This is a genomic window from Algoriphagus lacus (assembly GCF_003583985.1).
In the GTDB taxonomy this organism is placed as follows: domain Bacteria; phylum Bacteroidota; class Bacteroidia; order Cytophagales; family Cyclobacteriaceae; genus Algoriphagus; species Algoriphagus lacus.
In genome coordinates, this window is the sequence record NZ_QXML01000010.1 from 1 (window position 1) to 23,366 (window position 23,366).

Sequence of the window (23,366 nt, forward strand, 5' to 3'; positions counted from 1 at the left end):
ACTTTACAGTGAATAGAAAGGCTCCATTCTCAGAATCCTCAATATCCACACTTACAAAAGTAATTGTTGGCTTAACAATAGGTTTTATGATTCTAAAATTAAATCAAGTTCTTCTGATACCGTTATAATATCAGTAAAGGGATTGATTCTTCATACTGGTCAATATTATGTTTCTGCTTTTTTAGGAGATTCCTTATTGGATTATTTTATGCTCAAGGATGTGATTTATTTTAACGTTGAAAATAAGAATACTGACTATTTGAAGGTGCCATCCTTAAAATATATTGGAGGGATTTATATAAAAGAGGTTGAATTTTTCAATCAATAAGATTTTAAAATGAAGTTTTTTTTTAAGAGATTTTTTAAAAATTCTTTGATAATTAGACCTGGTTTACTAAATAATTTTTCATTCTGGGATTTAATTACTATCCCATTTATATTTAATGTGAATAAAACCACTTTGCTTTGTGAGTACATGTTAAATGAAGGAAGTGATAAGGGAGTGTTTGCTGGTCAGGGTCGACATAATTACACTCCAATTTATCATAGCCTTTTTCGAAAATTTAGAAATAAAGAAATTTTATTGTTCGAATTAGGACTTGGAACGTCTGATAAGAAATTTGATTCTAATATGGGACCTAATGGAAAACCTGGAGCTTCATTGAGGGCTTGGAGGAAGTATTTTCCATATGCAAAAGTATTTGGAGCAGACATTGATTATTCTATTCTCTTCCAAGAGGATAGAATAAAAACCTTTTTTTGTGATCAGACTAATCCAATATCAATAAATGAAATGTGGGTTTCAAATTCAGAATTAAACAAAGAATTTGATATTATTATTGAGGATGGACTGCATGTTTTTTCTGCTAACAAGATTTTTTTAGAAAACTCATTTAATAAGCTTAAATCAAATGGAATATATGTCATTGAAGATGTTTCTAGATCTGAAATTTCAAGTTGGGTTAAATATTTACCTGAATTTTCTATTTCGAGAGGTAATGTAAGATATATGATACTTAAAATTCCTAATGAGTTTAATCCTCATGATAACAATTTAATCCTTATTTTTAAACCAGGTTTTTTTTAATCTTATGAAAGTTTTGTTCGTTTCTCATGATGCAAGTAGAACAGGTGCTCCCTTAATGCTTCTTTATTTTTTAAAATGGTTGAAAATCTCACATCCTGAAGTTTCATTTGATCTTTTAGTCCTCGGTGATGGCGTATTGAAATCTGATTTTAAAAAATTAACTTTAAACTATTTTGAAAAAAAGGAAAGCAGATATAGTGTTTTTCGAAGGATCATAAATAAGTTGGTAAATAAATCTAATGTAATGGATGTTATTTCAAAATTTAGGTACGATATTATTTATTCTAACTCAGTTGTAAGTCTTAATACTTCAATTCACCTTAAAAATCGTTGTATCGGAAACCCAAGAATTATTTGTCATGTTCATGAACTTGCATTAATTGTTAAATTGCTTGTGGAAAATTTTAAAGATATTAACATAAGTGTAGATTATTTCATAGCTGCATCAGATAAAGTTCGTAAAATGCTTAATCATGACTTTGGTGTAAGATCTAGTAAGATATCCACAATCTATGAATTTTCAGGTTTGAACCTTGGTTCTTTAAATTTTAATCCGAGATGTTGCGATGAATTTATAGTGGGTGGTTCAGGAACAGGCCATTGGAGAAAAGGAACAGATATTTTTGTGTTGGTTGCTAATTGGGTATCAAAAAATTTTCCAGAAAAGCGAATTAAGTTTAAGTGGGTTGGATCCATTCAATATCCTGATAGTTTAATTTTGGAAAATGATGTAGAAAAGTTAGGTATTTCTTCAAAAATTGAATTTGTTGGAGAGGTTGAAGAACCTAGGAAAGAATATCAGAGTTTTGACATTTTTCTTTTAACATCAAGGGAAGACCCTTTTCCGTTAGCGGCTATTGAAATTGCCCAAATTGGAGTTCCAATAATTTGTTTTTCAGGTGCAACTGGGACTGAAGAGGTTCTAATGCATGGTGGTGGAAAATGTGTGCCATATTTAGATGTAGAGGAAATGGGGAAACAAATTATTTATTATTATGATGACCAGGATGCTAAATTCCAAGATGGTCAATCTGCCAAAAATCTTTTCTCTAGATTTACTCCTGATTTGATATGTCCTGAAATTTATTCCGTGATTAGATCTGTAGTTTCCGTTTAGCGAAATTATGTTTGTATCAGTTATTGTTCCGAATTTTAATCATAAGCGGTTTTTACCACAACGATTGGATTCAATTTTCAATCAAACTTTTGAAAATTTTGAAGTTATTCTGCTAGATGATTGTTCTACTGATGGAAGCTGGGAATATCTTCAGCTTTTTTTAAAGCATCCTAAAGTTAGTTTTTGTTTGAGGAATGATAAAAACTCAGGTAGTCCATTTAGGCAATGGGTAAAAGGTATAGAAAGTTCTAAAGGTGATCTAATTTGGATTGCTGAATCAGATGATTTTTCAGATCTAGTATTCTTGGAAACTTGTGTTCCTTATTTTGATGATCATGATGTCAGCTTGGTTGTTTCCTCCTCTGTTTATGTAGATGGAAATAGTAAAAAAATAGATGGTCCAATGAATACTGTATTTAAAGGTAAATTCAGTGGTAATGAGTTTGTTAATAGTTACATGTATTTTAATAATTCTATTTTAAATGCATCTTCAGTTGTATTTAGAAAAAGTCTTGTTAAAAGTTCTACATTAATTGAAATAACTGATTTTCGTCTTTCAGGGGATTATCTTTTTTGGATTGAACTAATAAAAGGAAATTCACTGATTGCTTTAGATTGTAAGTTGAATTTTTTCAGGTGGCATAACACTTCCGTTAGATTTCAAGAGTCAAATAAATTAACTGGACTACTTGAAGGAGTTCGAATAAAGAAAAAAATAGAAAAAAATTTTCAAATTGATAAAAGTATTCAGACTATTTGTAAAAGAAAATTTTATTTGGATTATTTTAAATTTTTAAAACATAATAAACACTTGAAAGATTGGAATGAGTTTATTTTTGTTTTACATTTTTTTCTTCCTGTAGATAGGTTTAAAGCATTTGTTAGATTTTTTATAATGTAAAATTGGGTTGTTGAATTTTAAACATTTTGAATATTTTTCCTTTAGTTTCTGTTTGTATTCCAGTTTTCAATGGTGACGAATTTTTATTGGAAGCCTTGGAATCAGTGAAAATACAGACTTATTCCAACTTGGAGTTTATTATCTCTGATGATCAGTCCAATGATCGTTCGATAGAAATCATTGAACATTTTTTACGTGAAAACCATTTTCCTTTCACGCTGGTCACAAATATTGATCGGGGAATTGGGAAGAATTGGAATAATTGTGTTCGGCATGCAACCGGCAAATACATTAAGTTTCTTTTTCAGGATGATGTTCTGTTTCCTGAATGCATCAGTGATATGGTCGCAATGGCGGAATCGGATGATGAGGTAGGATTAGTTTATTCTGATCGAAGGATCCTTATGGATGAAACCAATTTAGCACATGTAAACTGGTATAACGCTAATGGGGAACTTAATCATAAATGGGCAGATCCTTTAGAAACAGGGATTTATCTAGGAAAACGTATTCTAAAAGACCGTAATTTATTTTTTGTCAAGCCATGGAATAAGCTTGGTGAACCTTCCACCATGCTCTTTCGAAAATCAGTATTTGAAAATGTAGGGCTTTTTGATACTCAGTTAATTCAATTTTTGGATTTGGAATTCTCACTACGAGTCTTTTCCAAATATAAGTTTGGATATATCCAGAAGCAGTTAACTGGATTTCGGTTACATGAAAATCAGTCCTCATGTAGCTTTTCAAAGAAGAAGATTAATGAAAGGTCCATTCTCCTAAGAAAGTTGAGTTTTGACTTATTTTTTCAATTGGGTTGGTTTTCAAAAAAAATTATTCTAGCCGAATATTCCCCCGCTTGGGTTCTTAATTTGATTAAAAAGCGAAATCGAGTTTAATCAGGTGAGAGTAGCTTTTGTCATTTTAGGATATAAGAATCCTACTCAGATTAGAATCTTAATAGAACATTTGATTCATTCCGATTACTTTTTTTTTATTCATATTGATAAACGTATTGACATAAGTCCCTTTAAAGATGAATTGAGGAAGTATGAAGGCAGAATTTCCTGGGTAAAAAGAGAAACTTCCTATTGGGGGAGTTATCAATGTGTCAAAGCTTTGCTCAATGGACTTCGACAGGCAATTGATTATGAGAAAGTTCGGTTTGATTATTTTATTCATCTCAGTGGGCAGGATTTTCCTCTGAAAAGTCCTGATTTTATCAATCGTACTTTATCCCAGTATTTCCCAACCAACTTTGTAAACGTTATCCCTTTTCCTGTACTAACTTGGGAAAAAGGTGGAATAGATAGATTAAGGCATATCAAACTAATCTGGAAGGGGAAAAGGATCATTTTCCATCCTGAAATCGGGAATTGGGTTTTAAAGGCATTCTACAAAGTTCTTTCTGGCATCTTCATTCAATTGGATAGAGGAAAAACCTTTTATGGAGGGGAATTCTACTTCATGATGCACCGGACTGGGGTGGAGCGATTATTATCCAATATCAGAAAATATCCCATTTTTTTTCATCGACTGAAATTCGTTACCCTTCCGGAAGAAATCATTATTCAAACCATTTTGATGATGGATTATGAGGCCGATAAACTGTTGATTTCAGAAGATAGATTTCGCTATATCGATTGGGAAACTGGTCAAAAAAGTCCCAAAGAAATGAATGAGGGTGAAATTATAGGCTTGTTAAATTCCCCTTATCTTTTCGGTAGGAAGTTTATCATAACCAACCCAAATTTCAAGGTGAGTTTCAATGAATAATCTTTACATCCACGATGAGGCTACTCACAACAAAAAAGCCGCATCAGTAATAATCCCATTGCTTCATGAGATTCTGGACTTTGATTCTGTGTTGGATGTGGGGTGCGGTATAGGAACTTGGCTGAGTGTGTTTCAGGAAAAAGAAGGTCTGGAGATTCTCGGTTTGGATGGGGATTATGTAAACAGGGATCTTTTGGCCAAAAACATTCCTTTGGATTCGTTCAAATCAATTGATTTGTCCCTTGAATTTGACCTAAAAAAAAAATTTGAGCTTGCCATTTGTTTGGAGGTTGCCGAACACCTTCCAATTACTTCATCAGATTTATTGGTGGATTCCTTGTGCCGGCATTCAGATCAGGTCCTTTTTTCAGCCGCAATCCCAAATCAAGGTGGGCAAAATCATTTGAATGAGCAGTGGCCTTCCTTTTGGATTGAAAAGTTTAAAAGGAATGGATTTGAAGTGTATGATCTGATTCGTCCAAAAATCTGGGATAATCCTCAGGTAGAAATTTGGTACCGACAGAATCTATTGATCTTTTCAAAGAATAAAATTCAACATGCCGAAGTAGGAGCTTTGGATCTCGTCCTCCCGGAATATTGGAATCAAAGGAATAAAGAAGTATTCACGCTTAAAAACCAATTGGATCGGATCAAAGAAGGCAAAGTAGGTGCATTTTTTTATTTGAAATCATTAATCAAAAGTTTGAGATTCTTTGGAAAGAAGGTTTAGAATGCCTGCTCCCCTTTTTTCGATCATAGTTCCTTGTTACAATCAGGGGCATTTTTTAAGCAAAGCAGTGGAATCTGTCATTGCCCAAGGATTTAAAGATTGGGAATTGTGGATTATCAATGATGGAAGTACGGATCAAACTGGACAAATTGCTCAAAAATTAAGTGCTTCTGACGCTCGTATTGAAGTAATCACACAATCAAATCTTGGGCTTTCTGCTGCAAGGAATTCAGGAATCAAAGTTGCGAATGGTAATGTTCTTCATTTTCTGGATGCTGATGATTGGTTACTTCCCGGATGTTTGGAACAAGTGGCTGAAAAGTTTAAAGATCCCGAAATAGATGTTTGTATTTCAGGATATAGTTATTATTTGGGAGATAAAATTATCCACACTCATAGATTTCAATCTGAGGAAATATTTCTTCCTAGAGTGGTTAATGGAAATTTAGCTCCGCCCGTATCCTTTTTTGTAAAGAAAGAAGTTTTGGAGTCAGTTGGGGATTTCGATATTTCGCTAAAAAGCTGTGAGGATTGGGATTTATGGATCCGTGCTGCCAAATCCGGTTTCAGAATACATTCCATGAATCAGGTATTGGTTGCCTATCGGTATGTGGCGGGTAGCATGAGTAAAAAGCCTAAGCAAATGTATGCGGCCTTGTGTGAGGTTTCTTCCAGAGCAGCTATGGTTGACTCTAGGATTTCTGTAACCTTACCTTTAAACAAAGACTATGATATTAATCTTCCAGAAAGATTTAAAATCCATTTTATCAATTGTCTTGGAGTAAGTTTGTTTCAGGGTTTAATTGAGGAAAGTAAGTCCTGGTTTGAAGAGGAAAAGTTTAAGTGGTCTTTTAGTATGACCGATTGGGAGGGTTTATCCTCCAATTTGAGTTTTAAGCATTTTTTAACCCCTGAATTGATTCAAAAAGTTCTAACCGAAAACCTACCTTCTTTTCACCAATTTTTTATTTCTATTGGATATTCTGAAAATGAAACCAAGAAAATTTTAAAAAGGGTTTTTTCGGCCCAATTCAAAAAAAGGAATCATTTAAGATTCGGCAGAATACTGGGTGGAATTATTAATAAGTTAAGTTTTTGAGTTTTTCGATATCCATTGTTGTCTGTACCCATAACGGTGCGAATAGAATATCCAATTGTCTTTCTTCCTTGGTAAGCCAGGAAAATTCCCCGGAATATGAAATTCTGGTGGTGGATAATGCATCTACCGATGGGACAGGAGAGCTGGTTAAAACACAATTGAATTCCTCATTTCCTTTGGGTGGATGGAGCGTAATAAAAGAAGAAAAACCCGGTTTGCTCTATGCCCGATTGGCAGGGCTTCAGGCAGCTCGGTACGATTGGGTGTTGTTTTGCGACGATGACAATGTCTTGTTTTCAGATTTCCTGTTTCAGTGTCAGCAAGTTCTTTCCCGGAATTCCGGAATTGGAGTATTGGGAAGTCTGGGGATTCCCGAGTTTCTTGGAACTAAGCCGGGCTGGTTTGAGCGATATTCCTCGAGCTATGCCGTCGGGCCTCAGCAGGTAGAAAATTCGGGAGGAAAGCGATTAGTTCATGTTTATGGAGCTTGCTCAACCTATCTAAGAAATCCTCTTTTAGACCTGTTTCAAAAAGGATTCAATCCAGTGCTCAGCGGAAGAAAAGGAAAGCAAATGAGCGCAGGAGATGATGTGGAATGGTGTTGGCTTATGCAACTAATGGGGCACAAGGTGGCCTTCTCGGAAAAGCTCAGGTTTTATCATCAGATTCCTGCTTCACGATTGACCTGGGACTATTACTTAACATTGAAGAGAGGCATTTCCGGAAGTGTGGGATTGCTTAGTGCTTATACGTTTTACTTTTCATCTTCATTTCGACCCTTGATTGGGTTCATCTTCAAGTATTTTTCCAGTACCAGTAAGTCAGTATTATTATACATCAAGTATTCTATTCTATGGATGGGAAAGCCTTCCATACCGGAAAACCAGTTGTCTTTTGCCATTTTGGAGTCTCAGATGAGGGCTTTCCTTAGTCAGGGAAAAGTTGCCACAACTCATTTCCGCCAACTGAAAAAACACTTTGGATCCTAGGTTTTCAGTAATTATCCCCAGCTATAACCGGGCAGGAACAATAGGAAGAGCTATTGAAGCAGCCAAACATCAGAGCTTTCCTCCCTATGAAATTATTATTGCCGATGATGGCTCTACTGATGGCACTTCGAATCTTATAAGTTCATACCCTTCAATTGTTTATTTATTCCAAGAAAATAAAGGTGTTACCTCAGCAAGGAATTTAGGTGCATCTGTTGCTAAAGGCAAATGGTTGGTTTTCTTGGATTCAGATGACACCGTTAAGGAATCATGGTTGATGAATTTTAAAAATGCCATAAGAGGCTTTCCTGGTTGTCAGGTTTTTCAGATGGGCTATGAATTGATCTTTGCTGGATCAGGAAAAAATAAGGTTTTTTTGCCCAGTCAAAGTAAATATCTTCCGCCATTGACAGGGACTTTTGCAATTAAGAAAGACCTATTTTTTTCATTGGGTGGATACGATGAGGCATTAAGGTTTGGAGAAAACTCTGAGCTTTTTTTTCGGCTCGAGAAAATGAATGAATCCATTCAGAAAATTGAAACCGCTGATTTGATATACCAAGAATCCCATGATGGGGGAAGTAAAAATCTTCGCAATATGAATGATTCCATTCGCCATACCCTTGTTAAACATCAGGATTATTTGTCCCCCAAGGTGAAGCGATTGTATCACCAAATAGCAGGCGTAAACTACCTGAGATTAGGGGACTATCGGCAGGCTTCTCAAGATTTAAGGAAAGCTTTTCTTCTTCAACCCTGGAAGTTAGATACTCTGGTAAGATGGGGAATTTCAAAATTCCCATTTCTGGCCAAGAAAATTTACCCTATCAAGTCTTCCCTGAATGGATAAGCAATTTGGAGGTTTTATTATCACTTACCAGAGACCTGAAGACCTGCTGAATACTATCAATCAGGTGTTTGCACAGTCCTTCCCTCCACAAAAGTTATGGATTATCGATAATTCCGCAGATCAGGTTACCAAAACAGCAATTCAAAATCTGAATGATCCTAGGTTAGTGTACTATGCTGTCGGATATAATTCAGGTCCGGCTGGGGCTGCAAAAATCGGATTGGAAATGTTAACAAAAGAAGGATTTCAATGGATTTATTGGGGAGATGATAATGACCCTCCGCCTTATCCCTATACTTTTGAACGTTTATTTTCGCTCATCCAATCCAACCTCCACCTGAAAGTTGGTCAGGTGGGGGTTGTTGGACAACGATTTGATAAAAATCTAGGGAAAACCTTAAGACTTAAAAATATCGAATTGGAACAAAGTCCTGTTGTGGCAGTAGATACAATCTCCGGAAACCAATCCAAGATTATTAATTCGGCTGTCATAAGAGAAGGAATCTTGACATCACCGGAGCTTTTCTTTGGATTTGAAGAATTGGATTTTGATCTGAAAATGGGAAGTTCTGGTTACCTATCCTTGGTTGATTCCAGGATATTTTTGGAGTTAAGGGAGAAGTATCAAAGAGCTCAATTTGAAAGACCTGTTTACAGTAAAAAATCCTCTAACTCTATTTCAAGGGAATATTACAGCATTCGAAATTTACTTTGGATTTTAAGGAAAAACCGAATGATGGTTGCCTATTGGATAAACGTAGGAAAATCAATTTCAAAAATGCTAATAGGTTTTCGATTTGGATGGAATTATGGAGTTTTGAATATGAACATAGTATTCAAAGGTTTAAAAGATGGGGTATTAAAGGGATTAGAATGAATAAAAGAATTTATACTTCTCTTGGCTACAGGCTTCAAAATCTATCTACCTATTTCAAGTCTTTTGATTTTGAAAAGAAGTATGGGCATCTCATAATCCGAAGAGGGGATTCGGATATCCGGGTATTTAAGCAGATTTTTTTGGATGAGGTGTATCATTTCTTTCCCGAAAGATTTGATCCTCAGGTGATTGTGGATGCAGGTGCCAATGTGGGTTACTCCCCGGTATGGTTTGCTTCAAAATTTCCATCAGCAAAGATCTATGCCATAGAACCTGTTCTTTCTAATTTTAGAATTTTGGAAAAAAACACAGGGAAAAATCCCTGTATAATTCCAATCCAAGCAGGACTCTGGTATGAAAATGTAAATTTGAAAATCCATGATCCCAAAATCGGAAGCTGGGGATTTGAAACCCATGCCGCAGATCCCGTAGAAAAAGCTGGTGTTGAGGGCATAACTATTTCTGGTCTGATGGAAAGATATGGTCTTTCTAGAATCGATCTTTTAAAGATTGATATTGAAGGGGCAGAATTTGAATTGTTTAAATACAATTCCTCTGAATGGCTTTCAAAAGTCAACATGATGATGATTGAGGTTCATGATCGCCTCAAGCCCGGATGCAGTAAATTGATTGATGAGGTTGTTACCCCATTTGGATTTCAGAAGTTCCTTACCAAAGAACTCACAATCTATTACAAAAGCTAAATGGAGAAGTACAGTGTTGCGCTCATAATAGTCACCTTCAATAGATTGAAAACACTAAAAAGGAATCTGGAATTTGTAAGAAGGCAAAAAAGACTTCCAGAATATGTGGTGATTGTGGAGAATGGGAGCACAGATGGAACTCTCGAATTTTTAGAATCCCAGTCTGAGCTTGATTTTTTACCAATTGGGGAAAATATCGGCTGGTCCGGAGGTTTGGATGCCGGAATGACCTTTGCAAAGCAAAAATGGAATCCGGATTTTTTCTGGCTGATGGATGACGATAGTTTTCCCAATGCCGATGTTTTATCGACTTTGATTTCCAAACTCTCAGTGCAAAATGAACCGGGAATTATGGGTTTGATTGGGTGTAACTTTAAATACGGAATGCCTTATGTGCCAGAACCTGCACCTAATGTCAGAGAAGTTGATTTCGTATTAGTGGATAATGCCTTGATTTCAAAAGAGGTAGTGGAAAAAATTGGCAACCTCGATCCAGGTTATTTTATCATGGCAGAGGATTATGAATATTGTAAAAGGGCGAAGAAATACGGATTCAAAGTTTGGCTTTGGAGAGATGGGAATGAATTAGTTGAGAGATTGCATTTGGGAAGTCAACTTTCTTCCAGATCAATTATTTGGCGAGGTTATTACCATTCCAGAAATCATCTATTAATTCTAAGAGATTATCCTTCTCTAAAAGACAGCCTTGGGTATATCCATCGGCATGGGAAATTTATCCTTCACGCCGTTTTATTTGGTAAGAATAAATGGGAAGTGGTTAAATTCCGATTTATGGGTATTTGGGATGGGCTAAGAGGAATAAAGGGGAAAAGAGTAGATCCACTTACCCTTAAAAGGATTCCTTTAAAATAACTTAATCAATATGGGTATTACCCAAGATCAATACCGATATACAAAAAAAGGATGGGGATCATTTTTAAAAATGTATCTGACCAATCCCTGCTTTAGATTTGTGGTGTTTTTAAGGGCTTCATCCCATTTTTCCAGATTCAATCCTCTTGGCTTGATAGCTCGGATTTTTCTCCATATTAACAAGTCTTCCTATGGGATTCAAATCCCGCATATTACAAAAATTGGCAAAGGACTGTTCATTGGACATTACGGAGCAATTGTAGTTTCAAACGAGGCGGTGATTGGTGACAACTGTAATTTAGCCCAAGGATCAACCATTGGAAGAATTAATAAAGGGCCTAGGAAAGGAGCTCCGAAAATTGGGAATAGAGTCTGGATTGGTGCAAATGCAGTATTGGTGGGAAATATTAGCATAGGAGACAATGTTTTAATCGCGCCTCTTAGTTTTGTCAATTTTGATGTTCCTGCTAACTCTATGGTGTTGGGGAATCCTGCACAAATCATTGAAGGAAAAACCTCTGAGGACTATATTAATTTCCACTTTTGAAAATCCTTTTTACCCAAGATGCCTTAATCAATGCCGGAACAGAGCGGAGCAATCTGGAATTGATATCCAGATTTTCTGAGAATTTGGAAGTCTCGGTAGTCTATTTCTATCCGAGGTATGAGTTGAAAGAAAATTACTTAGGAGCCGGGATTCGGCTCTTTTTTTTGGATATCCCCGAGAAATACCACCTGCTTAAGGGAATCTTGAGACTGGTCCAGCTAATCAAAAAAGAGAAACCCGATCTCCTGATCTCAAGTCTCTGGCGCGCAGATATCATCACTCGAATAGCATCGATGCTTACCGGTGTTCCCCTGATCGGTACTTTGGTCAATGACTCCTACAGCCCTATAGCCTGGACAGATAAAAAAGGGTTAAAACATAAGTTTGTCCATTGGTTGGATCGCCTTACCGCCGGTATCCCTATCCACTGGATCGCCAATGCCAATGTTTTGGCTGATTCACATGTCAAAACGCTTGGTTTAAATAGAGAAAAAATCTCGGTTGTTTACCGCGGCCGACCCGTTCCCGTCATTGCGAGGACGAGGTACGAGGACGAAGCAATCTCTCAGAGAGAACATTCTTTTAATGAGGAGACTGCTTCGGCTGCTGAGGATTCTGAGGTAAGATCTAATTTAGCGGTTAGCAGCCTCGCAGTGACGGAGGACGTCATTGCGAGTGACGCAGGAGCGAAGCAATCTTTGAATGATTACGAACTTTCCCCCGAGGAGACTGCTTCGGCTTCGAATAGTCAAGAAATCAAATTAGGCATTCAGGAAGGAAGCCTCGCAGTGACGGGACCTATTCGAAACTTCATTTCCTATGGCCGGCTTTTGGAGCGTAAAGGCTTTCAGGATGCCATCCGCGCATTTGCCCAAGTCCTGAAAACCTATCCCGACTGTACCCTGACTATTTTTGGTGAAGGTTCTTACCGAAAAGACTTGGAAAGCCTAATCCAAAACCTAGGATTAAATGGCTCCGTCTTTCTGCCAGGAAAAATTGATAATCCAAGCGAATTACTACTTGTCCAAGATTTTGGACAACCGAAACCCGAAATCCGAAATCCGAAATCATTCGATTGTTTCATCTTTCCCTCCTGGTACGAAGGCTTCTCCGGAGCCTTGGTTGAAGCCATGATGGCAGGGATCCCGATCATCGCCTCCGATATCCCGATGAATCTGGAAGCTGTTCAGTCCGGAAAAAGTGCTTTGGTGTTCCCTGTTGGAAATTGGGAGGCCATGGCTGAAAGGATGATAACAGCAATTGAAAATCCCAAATTGATGCAAGAACTAGGTGATCAAGCCAGATCAGTTTCTGTTCAAAAATTTGACATCGAGGTGATTGCCAAACAATATGAAGCTTTGCTTAGAAAAATCCATCAGCAAAACCAAAAAGCATAAATGATTCGAATTGTCTTGTTGTTGGATTCATTGGAAGTTTCGGCTTGGGTTTATGAGTCTATTCTTCAGGTCACCAAAGTGCCCAATGCCCGTTTGGTTTTGGCAGTCATCAACGAATCACCTAAATCGAGCGGGAAAAAATCCCCCTTCCTTTATCGGGTGTACCGATACCTGGATCGGAAACTTTTTTTGAAACAACCTGACGCATTCTCTAAGAAGAATCTGACCTCTATCCCCGGTTGGAATGTCCCCAAACTACTGGCTCAACCTGTCCAAAAAAAGTACTCGGACTATTTTACTTCTGACACTCTCGAACAGATCAAATTATCCAAGCCGGATGTAATCCTTCGTTTTGGCTTTCGAATTATCAAAGGGGACATCTTGAATCTCGCACCCTTGGGAGTTTGGTCTTATCATCATGGAGACCCTCTACGATACAGGGGAGGTCCTCCCGGCTTTTGGGAGGTAATGAATCAGGAGGAAACTACCGGGGCAGTACTACTCCAACTCAGTGAAAAATTGGACGATGGTATGGTCCTATATCAGTCACATGCACAAACAGATCCATTGTCTGTGCAGCGTAATGCAAACAAAGTATTTTGGACTTCCAGCTATTTTATTGCGAGGGTACTAAATGAAATTTCGGTATTGAGGTTGGAAAAATGGAAGAGAAAAGTTGAAAATTCTCAGGCTCCCAAAAAAGAGAAAGTTCCAATTTTAACTCCGCCTAATTCTTCAAAAATGATTTCCGCATGGTTAGGACTTTGGACCAGAAATTTTGCACGGAAGATTTCTGAAGGTTCAAAAAAGCCCTATTGGGAAATCACGGTGGCCAATCGTACTTCTGAGCAGGATGTTTTAAATCAAGCCTTTGAATTTAAAAAAACACCATTTCCTGAAAAGACCCTTGAAAAGGGTTCGTTTTGGGCTGATCCATTTCCTTTGGATTTTGAAGGGAAAACTTGGGTATTTTTCGAGGAGTTCGACTACTCTCAGAAGAAAGGGAAAATAGGAGTAGGACATTGGGACGGAAATACCCTGCAGAAAACAAAGGTCATCTTGGAGGAAAACTGGCATTTATCCTATCCCTTTGTTTGGGAAGAAAATGGAAGTCATTTTTTGATCCCTGAATCTGCTGAGTCAGGCAAGTTATTCATTTACAAATCCTTCGAATTTCCATATAAATGGGAAAGTCTCGGAGTATTTTTTGAAGGAGAAGCCTTTGATCCGACAATTTTAAAAAAGGACGGAATCTATTGGCTGTTCGTCAATCGAAGACCTCATCCAGGAACTTCGGGGTTTGTGGAGCTTTATGTCTACTATTCAAAGAATCTGGTAAATCCAGATTGGATTCCTCATGCATTAAATCCCATCGTTTCGGATGTCCGATCTTCCAGGCCGGCAGGACGAATATTCGAGCAGGATGGTAAATTTTATAGACCTGCCCAAGATTCCGGGAGGCGCTATGGGCACCGAATTAAAATTCAGGAAATTCTTAGCCTGAGTGAATCAGAATATTCTGAAAAAACAGTCAGAATCATGGAAGGGGATGAGGAAAAAGGAGTTTTTGGAATGCATACCTTCAACTTTACCTCCTCCTGGATTTTTTCCGACGCCTATTCCAGAAAATGAAGATTTTTCAAGTTATCCAAAAACCACAGGCTAGGGGTGTGGAATTATTTACCTCACTTTTATCCGAGGAATTGGTAAATCAAGGCCATGAAGTAATCTTAATTTCAATTTTTGAGGGAGAGTTCGTACTTCCGTTCACCGGAAGACAAATTCATTTAAACAGACCCTTAAAGAATAGACTTTGGGATTGGAAGGCCTGGAAGTCGTTTGCAGATTTGGTAAAAAAAGAATCTCCCGATATCATTCAGGCCAATGCCGGAGACACCTTGAAATTCACGGTATTATCCCGCTTGTTTTTTGGGTGGAAGGTTCCGGTGATTTTCAGAAATGCCTCCTTGATAAGCAGCTATATTTCCCATTTTTGGATCAAACAGTACAATGAGTTTTTGTTGAATCAGGTCGAGGGAATTGTTTCGGTAAGTCAGACGGCTCAGGAGGATATGCGTTCGTTTTTCAAGTTAAATAAACCGGAACTTCTTGTGATTCCCATAGGAGTAGAGACCAGGTTACAATCGATGTGTTCTCCAAAAGAAGGGAAAAGGGAATTGGTCCACATTGGCGGTTTCACTTTTGAAAAAAATCACGGGGAACTTTTGGATATTTTCCAACGCCTTTCCGATAAAGATCCCAGCTTCCGCCTGATTTTAATTGGGGAAGGGCCGCTATGGAATCAGGTAAAAGCTGAGGTAAAAGCCAGGAATTTGGAGAATCAGGTCGAATTTTTTGGAAATGTGGGCCAGCCATTTTCCCATATTTCCAAGAATGCAATTCTTTTGCTCCCCAGTACAATTGAAGGACTTCCAGGGGTTATTTTGGAAGCTATGTTGCATCAGATTCCGGTGATTGCCTATGGAGTGGGAGGTATTCCGGAAGTTCTAAGAAACGGGGAAACCGGTTGGTGCGTTCCTCCCCAAAACACGAATGCCTTTGTCAAGGCTATCCAAGAAGTATTAACTATGGATAATGAACAAAAAATGGTGATTTTAAAACAAGCCTATCAAATGGTTTCAACCAACTATTCCCTTTCACAGATAAGCCTTCTATTTGAACAGTTCTATAGGTCTCTCCTTTCCACAAACAAGTAATTTGAATTCTTCGGTTCTCAAATCCATCCTCAAATTTCACGCTTAACGATTTAACGTTTAACTTTTAAAGAATCAACGTTTAACTTTTTCCCTTTCCCATCATTCATAATCTTTTATGATTCCGCTTTTTTGACAACAAACCAAATTAAAGAGGCTTTAAAAATCAAATTCACCTGCTGTTGACTGTCGTCCGTGGTCAGTGGACGAATATCTGCAACATTCATAACCCTGAATTCTTGCACTGGCAGGATTGCGAATATTCATATTATCTTTAAACCAAACAATTTCCCTTTCCCTTGCTCGGCGCTGCCTTACTTGTCTTTTTCCTCTTTTTCGCCTCCCAGCCTATTTTGGACAATCTCCAAAAAGAACACAAGTGGCTTAAGGCGGGCCTTCTGAACCAGATGTTTGCCTACCATATGTTTTTTGGTCTGGTGTATTGGACTTATGCACAGTTCAATCGATCAGATTCAGTAAGTTATTTTGGAAGTTATAGGCTTTACCAAAATTGGTTTGATGCATTTGAACCGGGAACACTTTTTATCGAATGGGTCAATTATCCTTTTGCTAAGTGGTTTGGGTTTAATTATGACATGATGATGTTCCTGTCCACCTGGGTGGGATTTTGGGGCTTTGTATATTTCTACTGTTTCATGAAGGAAAACCTTCGCTTCAATCCAAAATTTGAAGGCTGGGATGCGATTACCATTTTTATGTTTTTGCCCAACATGCATTTTTGGACGGCATCTTTGGGAAAAGGAGCCTATATTTTTACCGGTTTGGCCCTATTGACATATGGACTTTCCTGGCCCGGAAAGCGAATTATCCATATGGTTTTGGGTGGATTTATTTGCTACATGATTCGACCTCACATCCTGTTTGCAGTGCTGATTGGAATGGGCGTGGGTTTTATTTTGGGTAAGGAAAAAGTCCCTACTTATCAGAAATACCTTGCAGCATTCGGAGGGATTGCGATCAGTATTTTTGTTTACGAGGACTTGTTGGTTTTTTTGGGTTTTGACCCCAACAATGTGGTGGCCAGTTTTGAAGAAGAAACAGCACTCAACGCTCAGCGTCTTCAAGCAGCAGGATCTGCCGTTGATATGGCTTCCTATAGTTTGCCAATGAAGTTATTCACGTTTTGGTTTCGGCCCCTGTTTGTGGATTCTCCCAATGCTATTGGCTTGGTGGTCTCCATGGAAAATGCCTTATACATCTACATGTTTTCCAGGATTTTAAGAAAGAGTTTTATCGATTACATCCGGGTAGCACCGGCTATGGTAAAGATGGCGGCAATTGTTTTTATTTCCATTTCCATATCTATGACCTTTGTGATGTCCAATTTAGGCATCATTATCCGTCAAAAGTCCCAGATCATGTACTACATGCTCTTCGTGATCGTGGCCTTTATGGACTGGGAAAAAACCAATCGAATTAAGAAACGAGCAGAAATCTACAACCGAATCGTGGAAGAGGAGCGAAGAAACCGGGAATTGGCTGAAGCTCCCAGCGCTTGATTTTTATCCGTCATTGCGAGGGGAGCTCTGGAGGTTTGAAATGCTATATAAAGCCCAACTTCCCGAAGCAATCTTTTTCCCATCCCACACTGGCGTAATTCCCCTCTGAACAACATTCCAGTTCCGCCGACGTGAGTGTCTCCACTCACGTTTTTTTTGCCCGCCGCTGTTCGACCACACTGGCGCAAGTCTCCCGACTTGTGCCCGAGTTTATTATAATTTTTTCATCTCCAATTATTGAAGGATTTGCAATCCAACTCCCCAAACTCCAACCCCGGATTTGTTTCCATCTTGCTGGCATGATGTTCTGTTTTCCAAAACTGATTACTCGGCCAGCGCTGAATAATTCGCATACATTTTTCACCCCGGGTTGCAGCCTTCGTACCTCAGGCCTTCCCATATTTTGGTGGATTTCGAATCTACCCGACTTTTGCCCTCTTTCAGCGGTTTGACAACAACCCATAGGTCTTCCAAATCTCCAACCTCATTTCCGGATAGTAGTCGTCTGTTGGGCCATGCAGGATTTACGGTTTTTGGATCTGCGGAAAACCGTTAAGAAAACAGGTTAGCTCCGGAGTCACCGAAGGAGATCCACCTGTTTTTAGGTTTGAAGAAGAGCCAAAAATCAAATCGAAAACAAATTAAAAGTGGATTGGAAAATCTAGCCGATTTGAAGTAAAGCCTGTGGCCCAAGGCTTTTTGGTTACTTTTTGGCCGCCAAAAAGTGACGAAGGAAAAGGCAAGAAAACATAGGGATTTAGGCTCCTGCTAGTAGCTGCGTTGTTTGACATTTGTGATGTCAAACCTTCCTTATAGGATTTGCAATCCAACTCCCCAAACTCCAATAACCTATTTGGTTTCCATCTTGTTGGCATGATGTCCCGTTTTCCAAATCGGACTCCTTGCCCAGCGCTGAAAAATCTCCTCCTATTTTAACCCCGGGTTGCAGCCTTCGTACCTCAGGCCTTACCCGGGGCTATTAATAATTTGACCCTTTCAGGGTCAGTCCCTCCCATATTTTGGTGGATTTCCGCCAACGTGAGTGTCTCCACTCACGTTTTTTTTGCCCGCTGCTGTTCGACTTGTGTAATGTCGACCCTTTGTTCTAGGATTTGCAATCCGATTTTACCAAATCCTCGACCTTCAAAAACCCCATTTGGTTTCCATCTTGCTGGCATGATGTCCCGTTTTCCAAATCGGACTCCTTGGCCAGCGCTGAAAAATCTCTTCCCATTTTTACCCAGGGTTAAAACCCTGGGCTAATAATATTGGACACCTACAGGGTCCTCTTCCCATATTTTGGTAGATTTCCGCCAACGTGAGTGTCTCTACTCACGTTTTTTTGTTTTTACTCAAGGATTTTTGTCCCCATTTCCCGTTTCAAATGCAGCTGCTGAAAAATAGGGCATTTTTAGGATTCCTAATTCTCAGAAAAGAGCATTTTTGTCCACCTGACGGTGGGGCAATTTTCATCGGTTAAAAGTGTGAATTTAACCTCTGTTTATTCTTTTACCTCAAAAAATACCCTGTACAGGGTATTTTTTAGTTCGAGATTTCCCGCTTTCTTGCAAGTAAGCTCTTGATGAACAGTAGTTTGACTATCAAAAGCTTAACCTAATCCCAAATCTTCTAAAATGAATTTAAATAATGAGTCAATCAAATTAAACTCTAAAAATTATGGGAAAGTATGTAGTAACTAAAACAAGCAATGGTCAGTACCGATGGGTTTTGATGTCGGTAAACGGAGAAAAACTGATCACAAGCGAAGCCTATGTTTCCAAGCAAAATTGCTTAGCTGGAATTGCCAGCAGCAAACTCAGTGTGGCAGATTCTAATTTTAGAAAGCTGAATTCAACCAGAAATGAACCCTACTTTAACCAGGTCGCAAATAACAATCAGGTTTTAGGAACCAGTGAAATGTATTCCTCTTCTTTTTCAAGAGATATGGGTATAGAAAGTGTGAAAAAAAATGCCCCAAATGCTACTATTGAAGACCGTACCTAAATACTCTCTGTAAGCTTTTGATTCCCTTCCCAAAATTGATTTTGGATACGATTCATCAAGTCCACCCCTGTGAAATCTCCTTTTCTTGAATGAAGTTTGTCCTGAAGAATTTTGAGAAGGTTTGGGTAAGATGGGAAAGAGAGGGTTAATCATAAAAGCCATTTTCAAATTGGGGCAGGAAAGTGTATAAATAAAACCTTCAGAGAAGGACTGAGAAATAGGAATCTTGTCTTTTGTAAGATTAAGCCAGTTGCTTTTATGTAGGTTAAGTGCCTTTACTTGGGGGGGGAAGAGAAGGAAAATCCCTCAAGAACCTATTGAAAATTGAGTCCAAATAGGGAGGAAAGTGAATGGTTACTTTTAGAGATAAATTAGATTCTAATGAGAGTACTTTTAGATACCAACATTGTCATTCATCGGGAAACAGACAAAGTTTCTCAACAAAACATTGGGATTTTGTTCAATTGGCTTGATCGCTTGAAAATCACCAAATGTGTTCATCCCTTGACTCTTACGGAATTGCAAAAGCATGCCAGTGCCCAAATGGTCAAATCTATGGCCATCAAGTTGAGTAGCTATCAGGAATTGAAAACACCGGCACCTTTAAGGAAAGAGATTCTTGAAATCATTGAAAAGTATGATACCAAGCCAAACGATATCGAGGATTCAAAGCTGTTGAATGAGGTCTTGGCTGACCGGGTTGATTTTTTAATTACAGAGGATAAGAAAATACGAATAAAATCGAAAGCCTTAAATATCGCAGATCGGGTTTTTGGAATTGATGGTTTTTTAGAAAAAGTGATCTCGGAGAATCCTGACTTTATGGATTACTCGGTCTTATCAGTAAAGAAAGAATACTTTGGAAATATAAACCTGAGTGATGAATTCTTTGACGGTTTCAGAAATGATTATAAGGGTTTTGATAAATGGTATAACGGAAAGGCAGGCGATAATGAAATGGCCTATGTATGTTATGAAGCGGAGGCACTCAAAGCCTTTTTGTTCTTGAAACTTGAAGATGAAAAAGAAAATTATTCACAGATAGCCCCCCCTTTTAAGCCGAAAAAAAGGCTCAAAATCGGAACATTCAAGGTCATTAGTAATGGACTTAGAATTGGGGAAAGATTCCTGAAAATTGTTTTTGACAATGCCCGTCAATATGGCGTAGATGAGATTTATGTGACTATTTTTGACCATAGGCCGGAATTGAAAGGTTTAATTAGCCTGTTGAGGAAGTTTGGTTTTGAAGATTATGGGATCAAAACAACCTCCTCGGGGGTTGAAAGAGTATTGGTTAGGGATTTCTCCGTGAGGTTTGACGAAACCCATCCTTCCAAAACTTTTCCCTGGCTTTCAAAAACCAATGATGTATATATCGTACCCATTAGGCCTGATTACCATACCGAGTTGTTTCCTGATTCTATTTTGAAGACCGAGAGCCCTTTAGATTTTGTGGAGAATAAGCCGCATAGAAATGCGATTTCAAAGTCCTATATTTCTCATTCAAGCACTAGGAACCTGAAGCGTGGAGATATTGTGGTTTTTTACCGCTCTGGAGGAATCTACAAAGGTGTTGCTACCACGATTGGGATTATTGAGGAAGCGATTGATGGTATAAAAAGCTTGGAAGAGCTTCGCCAAATATGCAGGAAGAGATCAGTACTTACAGATGAAGAATTGGCAGAATATTGGGATAGGTTTCCAAAAATGAGACCGTTTGTATTCAATTTCTTGTATGCATTTTCGTTCAAAAAACGATTCAATTTAAAGCAAATGCTAGATGAAGGGATTCTGCCAAGTATGGACAGCATCAAAACCATTACAAAAATGCAAAGAGATCAATTTACCAAGCTTGTAAGATTGTCTGGATTATGAAAGTTCTTTTATCGATCAAACCGGAATTCGCCGAAAAGATTTTTGACGGGACCAAGCGTTTCGAGTTTCGGAGAAGAATCTATAAAAATGAGGCTGTAAAGTCGGTAATTGTCTATGCTTCTGCACCGATAAGCAAAGTAATTGGAGAGTTCGAGATTGAGACTGTCCACCATGACGATTTGAATTCGCTTTGGGAATCAACTTTCGAGTTTGCAGGAATATCGGAGGCCTTTTATAGGGAATATTTCAATGGAAAAGAATCTGGTTTTGCCATTGAGGTGAAAGAAGTAAAGAAATACAGAGTGCCACTTGGGATTCGAGAAGCTTTTGGAATTGCCCCGCCTCAATCTTTTGCTTATGTGGAGGGGACATAAGGTTTGAAATTAGAGAGGTTAATGTGCAGTGTCCCCCAATTTTAAATTGGTAAGGACGGGTAAGTGACCATGGATTACTAATCCTGGACTTTCCGCTGAACGACCGACTCTACTTAAGGAGAGGGGTGGGGAAAGGTATAAAAGCCAATTACAAATTGGTAAGGATAGTAGGGTGGAATTGCAAATCCCACCCAGTCACCATGAGGATTTGACTACACCTAGATGGGTGGAATTTCAAATTCCACCCCATTCAAACGATAATTTGACTACTCCCAGGGGGGGGGGTACACCCCGAGCTATTAATAATTTTACCCTCCCGAAATCGCTCCGCTCATCGGGACAGGTTTTCAGGGTCAGTCCCTTCCATATTTTGGTGGATATAAAATCTACCCGCTCTTCGTTATTCAACATTCATCATTCGATGTTCAATATTAAATTTTCATCTGTATAAGTGGAAGTTCCCAGACCTTTGCCTGAGTTAATGCAGTCTTTATACTGCTTTGTTTCGCCAACGTGAGTGTCTCCACTCACGTTTTTTTTTGCCCTCAATTAGTGAAAGTCTTTTGCCTTAACACCGGAATAATTCATTATTCAGGCTGCTTTATGAATAACTTTTCGCTTGGGGTACCCTACTCCTCACTTTCATAATAGGCTGAAAGACCAGTGGATTGGTTTGTATAGTTGATTTTTGTAGTTGTTAAAAAAATGGATTCTTCTAATTCTCAAATTCGACGCTCAACTCCTTCTTCACCTTTCACTGATCTTTTAAATCCTGACACACATAATCCAACAACTTACACGGATCCTCATCAATAGCTTTCGCAATAAGGTAAAGTTCGGCTGCTGTAAGTTTTGTTTTTGGGTTTAAGGTGAGTTCGCTTATTCTAGGGGAGCTCAAACCTGTTTTCCTCGCAACCTCAGCCTTGTTAACTGATTTCTTCTGAAACACTTCTCCGAGTCTTGTCATTTTCTGTCTTTCTTAATTCTAAGTTAGAAAAACTTTAAAATCCTTTAGAAAATCTGTATTATTTATTTTTTATATTTAGATATTCTTTACATATTTACAGAAATACTTATTAAATGATCGAGAGAAACAAAGGAGACACTGAAGAATTGGGTCCCCGGATAAATCTGGATGCAAATCAAGCATCCCGGTTTAAAAATGCCCTTATCCGCATTTTGGAAAAGGTGGAGATCCAATCAGGCGATCAGGTACAGCAGGAGGATATCAAGGAAATCTTTAGGCTGTTGGACTATTTTTCAGAAACAAAGAATTCAAAATGAAGACATTGGGTCATAGGTATCGTATTCAGGTTTTTCACCTTTACCATTTTTATAAAATGGAGAGGAGAGAGGACATTAATTCCATCCCTGAGTCCGCTTTTCCAGGTCCTATTACTGTCTTTGATCAATTGTTTCCCAGGAAACCCAAGAACCCGATTTGATTTATTACTTAACACACTTTTTCTCCCGGATTGCCCGACTGGCCATGTCGATGAAAAGAGACATCTCCCTCCGGTTGGCCTACCACTGATGATCCGGGAGTGACGCACGTCATTGCGAGGAAAGCCACTCGACGATAGGAGAGTGGATAGACGAAGCAATCTTTTCCACAAATTCGAATTCTTATTAATAAGACTGCCGCGTCGCCCTCTGGGGCTCCTCGCAGTAACGAATCCGATTGATGAGACTGCTTCGCTCCGTGCCTCCGCTCGCAGTGACGTAAACCGATAAGCCTTCCGCTGCAGAGGATTTTATGCTTATCCATTCAATCTATTTCTTAACCTGAAGCTCAGTGGTGAGCGTGCCTGCACTGAGCTTGTCGAAGTGTCGAACCATGGTTGGTGAGTAAATCGAACCATGGCTCTTGTGGGTCGGGTGGGAGAGGTACGTCTTTGCTATTCGTCATTGCGAGGCAAACCAATCGATGTTAGG

General features: G+C 38.6%; 22 protein-coding genes. 21 read left to right on the plus strand and 1 reads right to left on the minus strand.

Going from position 1 to position 23,366, the window contains the following annotated elements; translation table 11 throughout:
* The first annotated feature begins 337 nt into the window (after positions 1–337).
* The 20 genes from D0X99_RS16855 to D0X99_RS16960 all read left to right on the plus strand — a co-directional run bounded on the left by D0X99_RS16855 (position 338) and on the right by D0X99_RS16960 (position 21,431).
* Complete coding sequence (locus D0X99_RS16855; protein WP_119479033.1) at positions 338–1,087, plus strand: hypothetical protein; 750 nt, start codon at positions 338–340, stop codon at positions 1,085–1,087.
* 4 nt (positions 1,088–1,091) lie between these two features.
* Complete coding sequence (locus D0X99_RS16860; RefSeq protein ID WP_119479034.1) at positions 1,092–2,204, plus strand: glycosyltransferase family 4 protein; 1,113 nt, start codon at positions 1,092–1,094, stop codon at positions 2,202–2,204.
* 7 nt (positions 2,205–2,211) lie between these two features.
* Positions 2,212–3,105, plus strand: coding sequence for a glycosyltransferase family 2 protein (locus D0X99_RS16865; RefSeq protein WP_119479035.1), 894 nt, complete (start codon positions 2,212–2,214; stop codon positions 3,103–3,105).
* Between the two features lie 26 nt (positions 3,106–3,131).
* Positions 3,132–4,001: a glycosyltransferase family 2 protein gene (locus D0X99_RS16870; protein ID WP_158587725.1), complete on the plus strand. Its 870-nt coding sequence runs from the start codon at positions 3,132–3,134 to the stop codon at positions 3,999–4,001.
* A gap of 4 nt (positions 4,002–4,005) precedes the next feature.
* Complete coding sequence (locus D0X99_RS16875; protein WP_158587726.1) at positions 4,006–4,878, plus strand: beta-1,6-N-acetylglucosaminyltransferase; 873 nt, start codon at positions 4,006–4,008, stop codon at positions 4,876–4,878.
* Positions 4,871–5,608, plus strand: coding sequence for a methyltransferase domain-containing protein (locus D0X99_RS16880; protein ID WP_119479038.1), 738 nt, complete (start codon positions 4,871–4,873; stop codon positions 5,606–5,608). The genes D0X99_RS16875 and D0X99_RS16880 overlap by 8 nt, the downstream gene beginning before the upstream one ends.
* 1 nt (position 5,609) lies before the next feature.
* A complete protein-coding gene (locus D0X99_RS16885; RefSeq protein ID WP_119479039.1) occupies positions 5,610–6,707 on the plus strand; it encodes a glycosyltransferase family 2 protein in 1,098 nt (365 codons plus the stop codon).
* A complete protein-coding gene (locus D0X99_RS16890; protein ID WP_119479040.1) occupies positions 6,704–7,696 on the plus strand; it encodes a glycosyltransferase in 993 nt (330 codons plus the stop codon). The genes D0X99_RS16885 and D0X99_RS16890 overlap by 4 nt, the downstream gene beginning before the upstream one ends.
* Positions 7,686–8,546 carry a glycosyltransferase family 2 protein gene (locus D0X99_RS16895; RefSeq protein ID WP_119479041.1) on the plus strand — a complete coding sequence of 287 codons (861 nt, stop codon included), beginning with the start codon at positions 7,686–7,688 and terminating at the stop codon, positions 8,544–8,546. Before D0X99_RS16890 ends, D0X99_RS16895 begins: the two co-directional genes overlap by 11 nt.
* Complete coding sequence (locus tag D0X99_RS16900) at positions 8,539–9,423, plus strand: glycosyltransferase family 2 protein (RefSeq protein WP_119479042.1); 885 nt, start codon at positions 8,539–8,541, stop codon at positions 9,421–9,423. Before D0X99_RS16895 ends, D0X99_RS16900 begins: the two co-directional genes overlap by 8 nt.
* Positions 9,420–10,127 carry an FkbM family methyltransferase gene (locus D0X99_RS16905; RefSeq protein ID WP_158587727.1) on the plus strand — a complete coding sequence of 236 codons (708 nt, stop codon included), beginning with the start codon at positions 9,420–9,422 and terminating at the stop codon, positions 10,125–10,127. The genes D0X99_RS16900 and D0X99_RS16905 overlap by 4 nt, the downstream gene beginning before the upstream one ends.
* A complete protein-coding gene (locus D0X99_RS16910) occupies positions 10,128–11,000 on the plus strand; it encodes a glycosyltransferase (RefSeq protein WP_119479044.1) in 873 nt (290 codons plus the stop codon).
* A gap of 151 nt (positions 11,001–11,151) precedes the next feature.
* A complete protein-coding gene (locus D0X99_RS16915; RefSeq protein WP_199708128.1) occupies positions 11,152–11,547 on the plus strand; it encodes a serine O-acetyltransferase in 396 nt (131 codons plus the stop codon).
* On the plus strand, positions 11,544–12,944 hold the full coding sequence (locus D0X99_RS16920; RefSeq protein WP_119479046.1) for a glycosyltransferase: 1,401 nt from the start codon (positions 11,544–11,546) through the stop codon (positions 12,942–12,944). Before D0X99_RS16915 ends, D0X99_RS16920 begins: the two co-directional genes overlap by 4 nt.
* Complete coding sequence (locus tag D0X99_RS16925; RefSeq protein WP_119479047.1) at positions 12,945–14,576, plus strand: glucosamine inositolphosphorylceramide transferase family protein; 1,632 nt, start codon at positions 12,945–12,947, stop codon at positions 14,574–14,576. It abuts the gene before it with no gap.
* On the plus strand, positions 14,573–15,661 hold the full coding sequence (locus tag D0X99_RS16930) for a glycosyltransferase family 4 protein (protein ID WP_119479048.1): 1,089 nt from the start codon (positions 14,573–14,575) through the stop codon (positions 15,659–15,661). Before D0X99_RS16925 ends, D0X99_RS16930 begins: the two co-directional genes overlap by 4 nt.
* 296 nt (positions 15,662–15,957) lie before the next feature.
* A complete protein-coding gene (locus D0X99_RS16935; RefSeq protein ID WP_119479049.1) occupies positions 15,958–17,178 on the plus strand; it encodes a hypothetical protein in 1,221 nt (406 codons plus the stop codon).
* A gap of 1,677 nt (positions 17,179–18,855) precedes the next feature.
* Positions 18,856–19,182 carry a YegP family protein gene (locus D0X99_RS16950; RefSeq protein WP_119479052.1) on the plus strand — a complete coding sequence of 109 codons (327 nt, stop codon included), beginning with the start codon at positions 18,856–18,858 and terminating at the stop codon, positions 19,180–19,182.
* Between the two features lie 381 nt (positions 19,183–19,563).
* On the plus strand, positions 19,564–21,057 hold the full coding sequence (locus D0X99_RS16955; RefSeq protein ID WP_119479053.1) for a PIN domain-containing protein: 1,494 nt from the start codon (positions 19,564–19,566) through the stop codon (positions 21,055–21,057).
* A complete protein-coding gene (locus D0X99_RS16960; RefSeq protein ID WP_119479054.1) occupies positions 21,054–21,431 on the plus strand; it encodes an ASCH domain-containing protein in 378 nt (125 codons plus the stop codon). Before D0X99_RS16955 ends, D0X99_RS16960 begins: the two co-directional genes overlap by 4 nt.
* Before the next feature lie 754 nt (positions 21,432–22,185).
* Here D0X99_RS16960 and D0X99_RS16965 read toward each other — a convergent pair.
* On the minus strand, positions 22,186–22,398 hold the full coding sequence (locus tag D0X99_RS16965) for a helix-turn-helix domain-containing protein (RefSeq protein ID WP_119479055.1): 213 nt from the start codon (positions 22,396–22,398) through the stop codon (positions 22,186–22,188).
* 113 nt (positions 22,399–22,511) lie between these two features.
* Between D0X99_RS16965 and D0X99_RS16970 the strand changes: the two genes are divergently transcribed.
* On the plus strand, positions 22,512–22,715 hold the full coding sequence (locus D0X99_RS16970; RefSeq protein ID WP_119479056.1) for a hypothetical protein: 204 nt from the start codon (positions 22,512–22,514) through the stop codon (positions 22,713–22,715).
* Positions 22,716–23,366: the final 651 nt, after the last annotated feature.

Bases quoted from the DNA above. Each gene is read 5' to 3' on its own strand.
- D0X99_RS16855 (WP_119479033.1), top strand. From the start codon at position 338: ATGAAGTTTTTTTTTAAGAGATTTTTTAAAAATTCTTTGATAATTAGA.
- D0X99_RS16860 (WP_119479034.1), top strand. From the start codon at position 1,092: ATGAAAGTTTTGTTCGTTTCTCATGATGCAAGTAGAACAGGTGCTCCC.
- D0X99_RS16865 (WP_119479035.1), top strand. From the start codon at position 2,212: ATGTTTGTATCAGTTATTGTTCCGAATTTTAATCATAAGCGGTTTTTA.
- D0X99_RS16880 (WP_119479038.1), top strand. From the start codon at position 4,871: ATGAATAATCTTTACATCCACGATGAGGCTACTCACAACAAAAAAGCC.
- D0X99_RS16885 (WP_119479039.1), top strand. From the start codon at position 5,610: ATGCCTGCTCCCCTTTTTTCGATCATAGTTCCTTGTTACAATCAGGGG.
- D0X99_RS16900 (WP_119479042.1), top strand. From the start codon at position 8,539: ATGGATAAGCAATTTGGAGGTTTTATTATCACTTACCAGAGACCTGAA.
- D0X99_RS16905 (WP_158587727.1), top strand. From the start codon at position 9,420: ATGAATAAAAGAATTTATACTTCTCTTGGCTACAGGCTTCAAAATCTA.
- D0X99_RS16910 (WP_119479044.1), top strand. From the start codon at position 10,128: ATGGAGAAGTACAGTGTTGCGCTCATAATAGTCACCTTCAATAGATTG.
- D0X99_RS16925 (WP_119479047.1), top strand. From the start codon at position 12,945: ATGATTCGAATTGTCTTGTTGTTGGATTCATTGGAAGTTTCGGCTTGG.
- D0X99_RS16930 (WP_119479048.1), top strand. From the start codon at position 14,573: ATGAAGATTTTTCAAGTTATCCAAAAACCACAGGCTAGGGGTGTGGAA.
- D0X99_RS16950 (WP_119479052.1), top strand. From the start codon at position 18,856: ATGGGAAAGTATGTAGTAACTAAAACAAGCAATGGTCAGTACCGATGG.
- D0X99_RS16955 (WP_119479053.1), top strand. From the start codon at position 19,564: ATGAGAGTACTTTTAGATACCAACATTGTCATTCATCGGGAAACAGAC.
- D0X99_RS16960 (WP_119479054.1), top strand. From the start codon at position 21,054: ATGAAAGTTCTTTTATCGATCAAACCGGAATTCGCCGAAAAGATTTTT.
- D0X99_RS16965 (WP_119479055.1), bottom strand. From the start codon at position 22,398: ATGACAAGACTCGGAGAAGTGTTTCAGAAGAAATCAGTTAACAAGGCT.
- D0X99_RS16970 (WP_119479056.1), top strand. From the start codon at position 22,512: ATGATCGAGAGAAACAAAGGAGACACTGAAGAATTGGGTCCCCGGATA.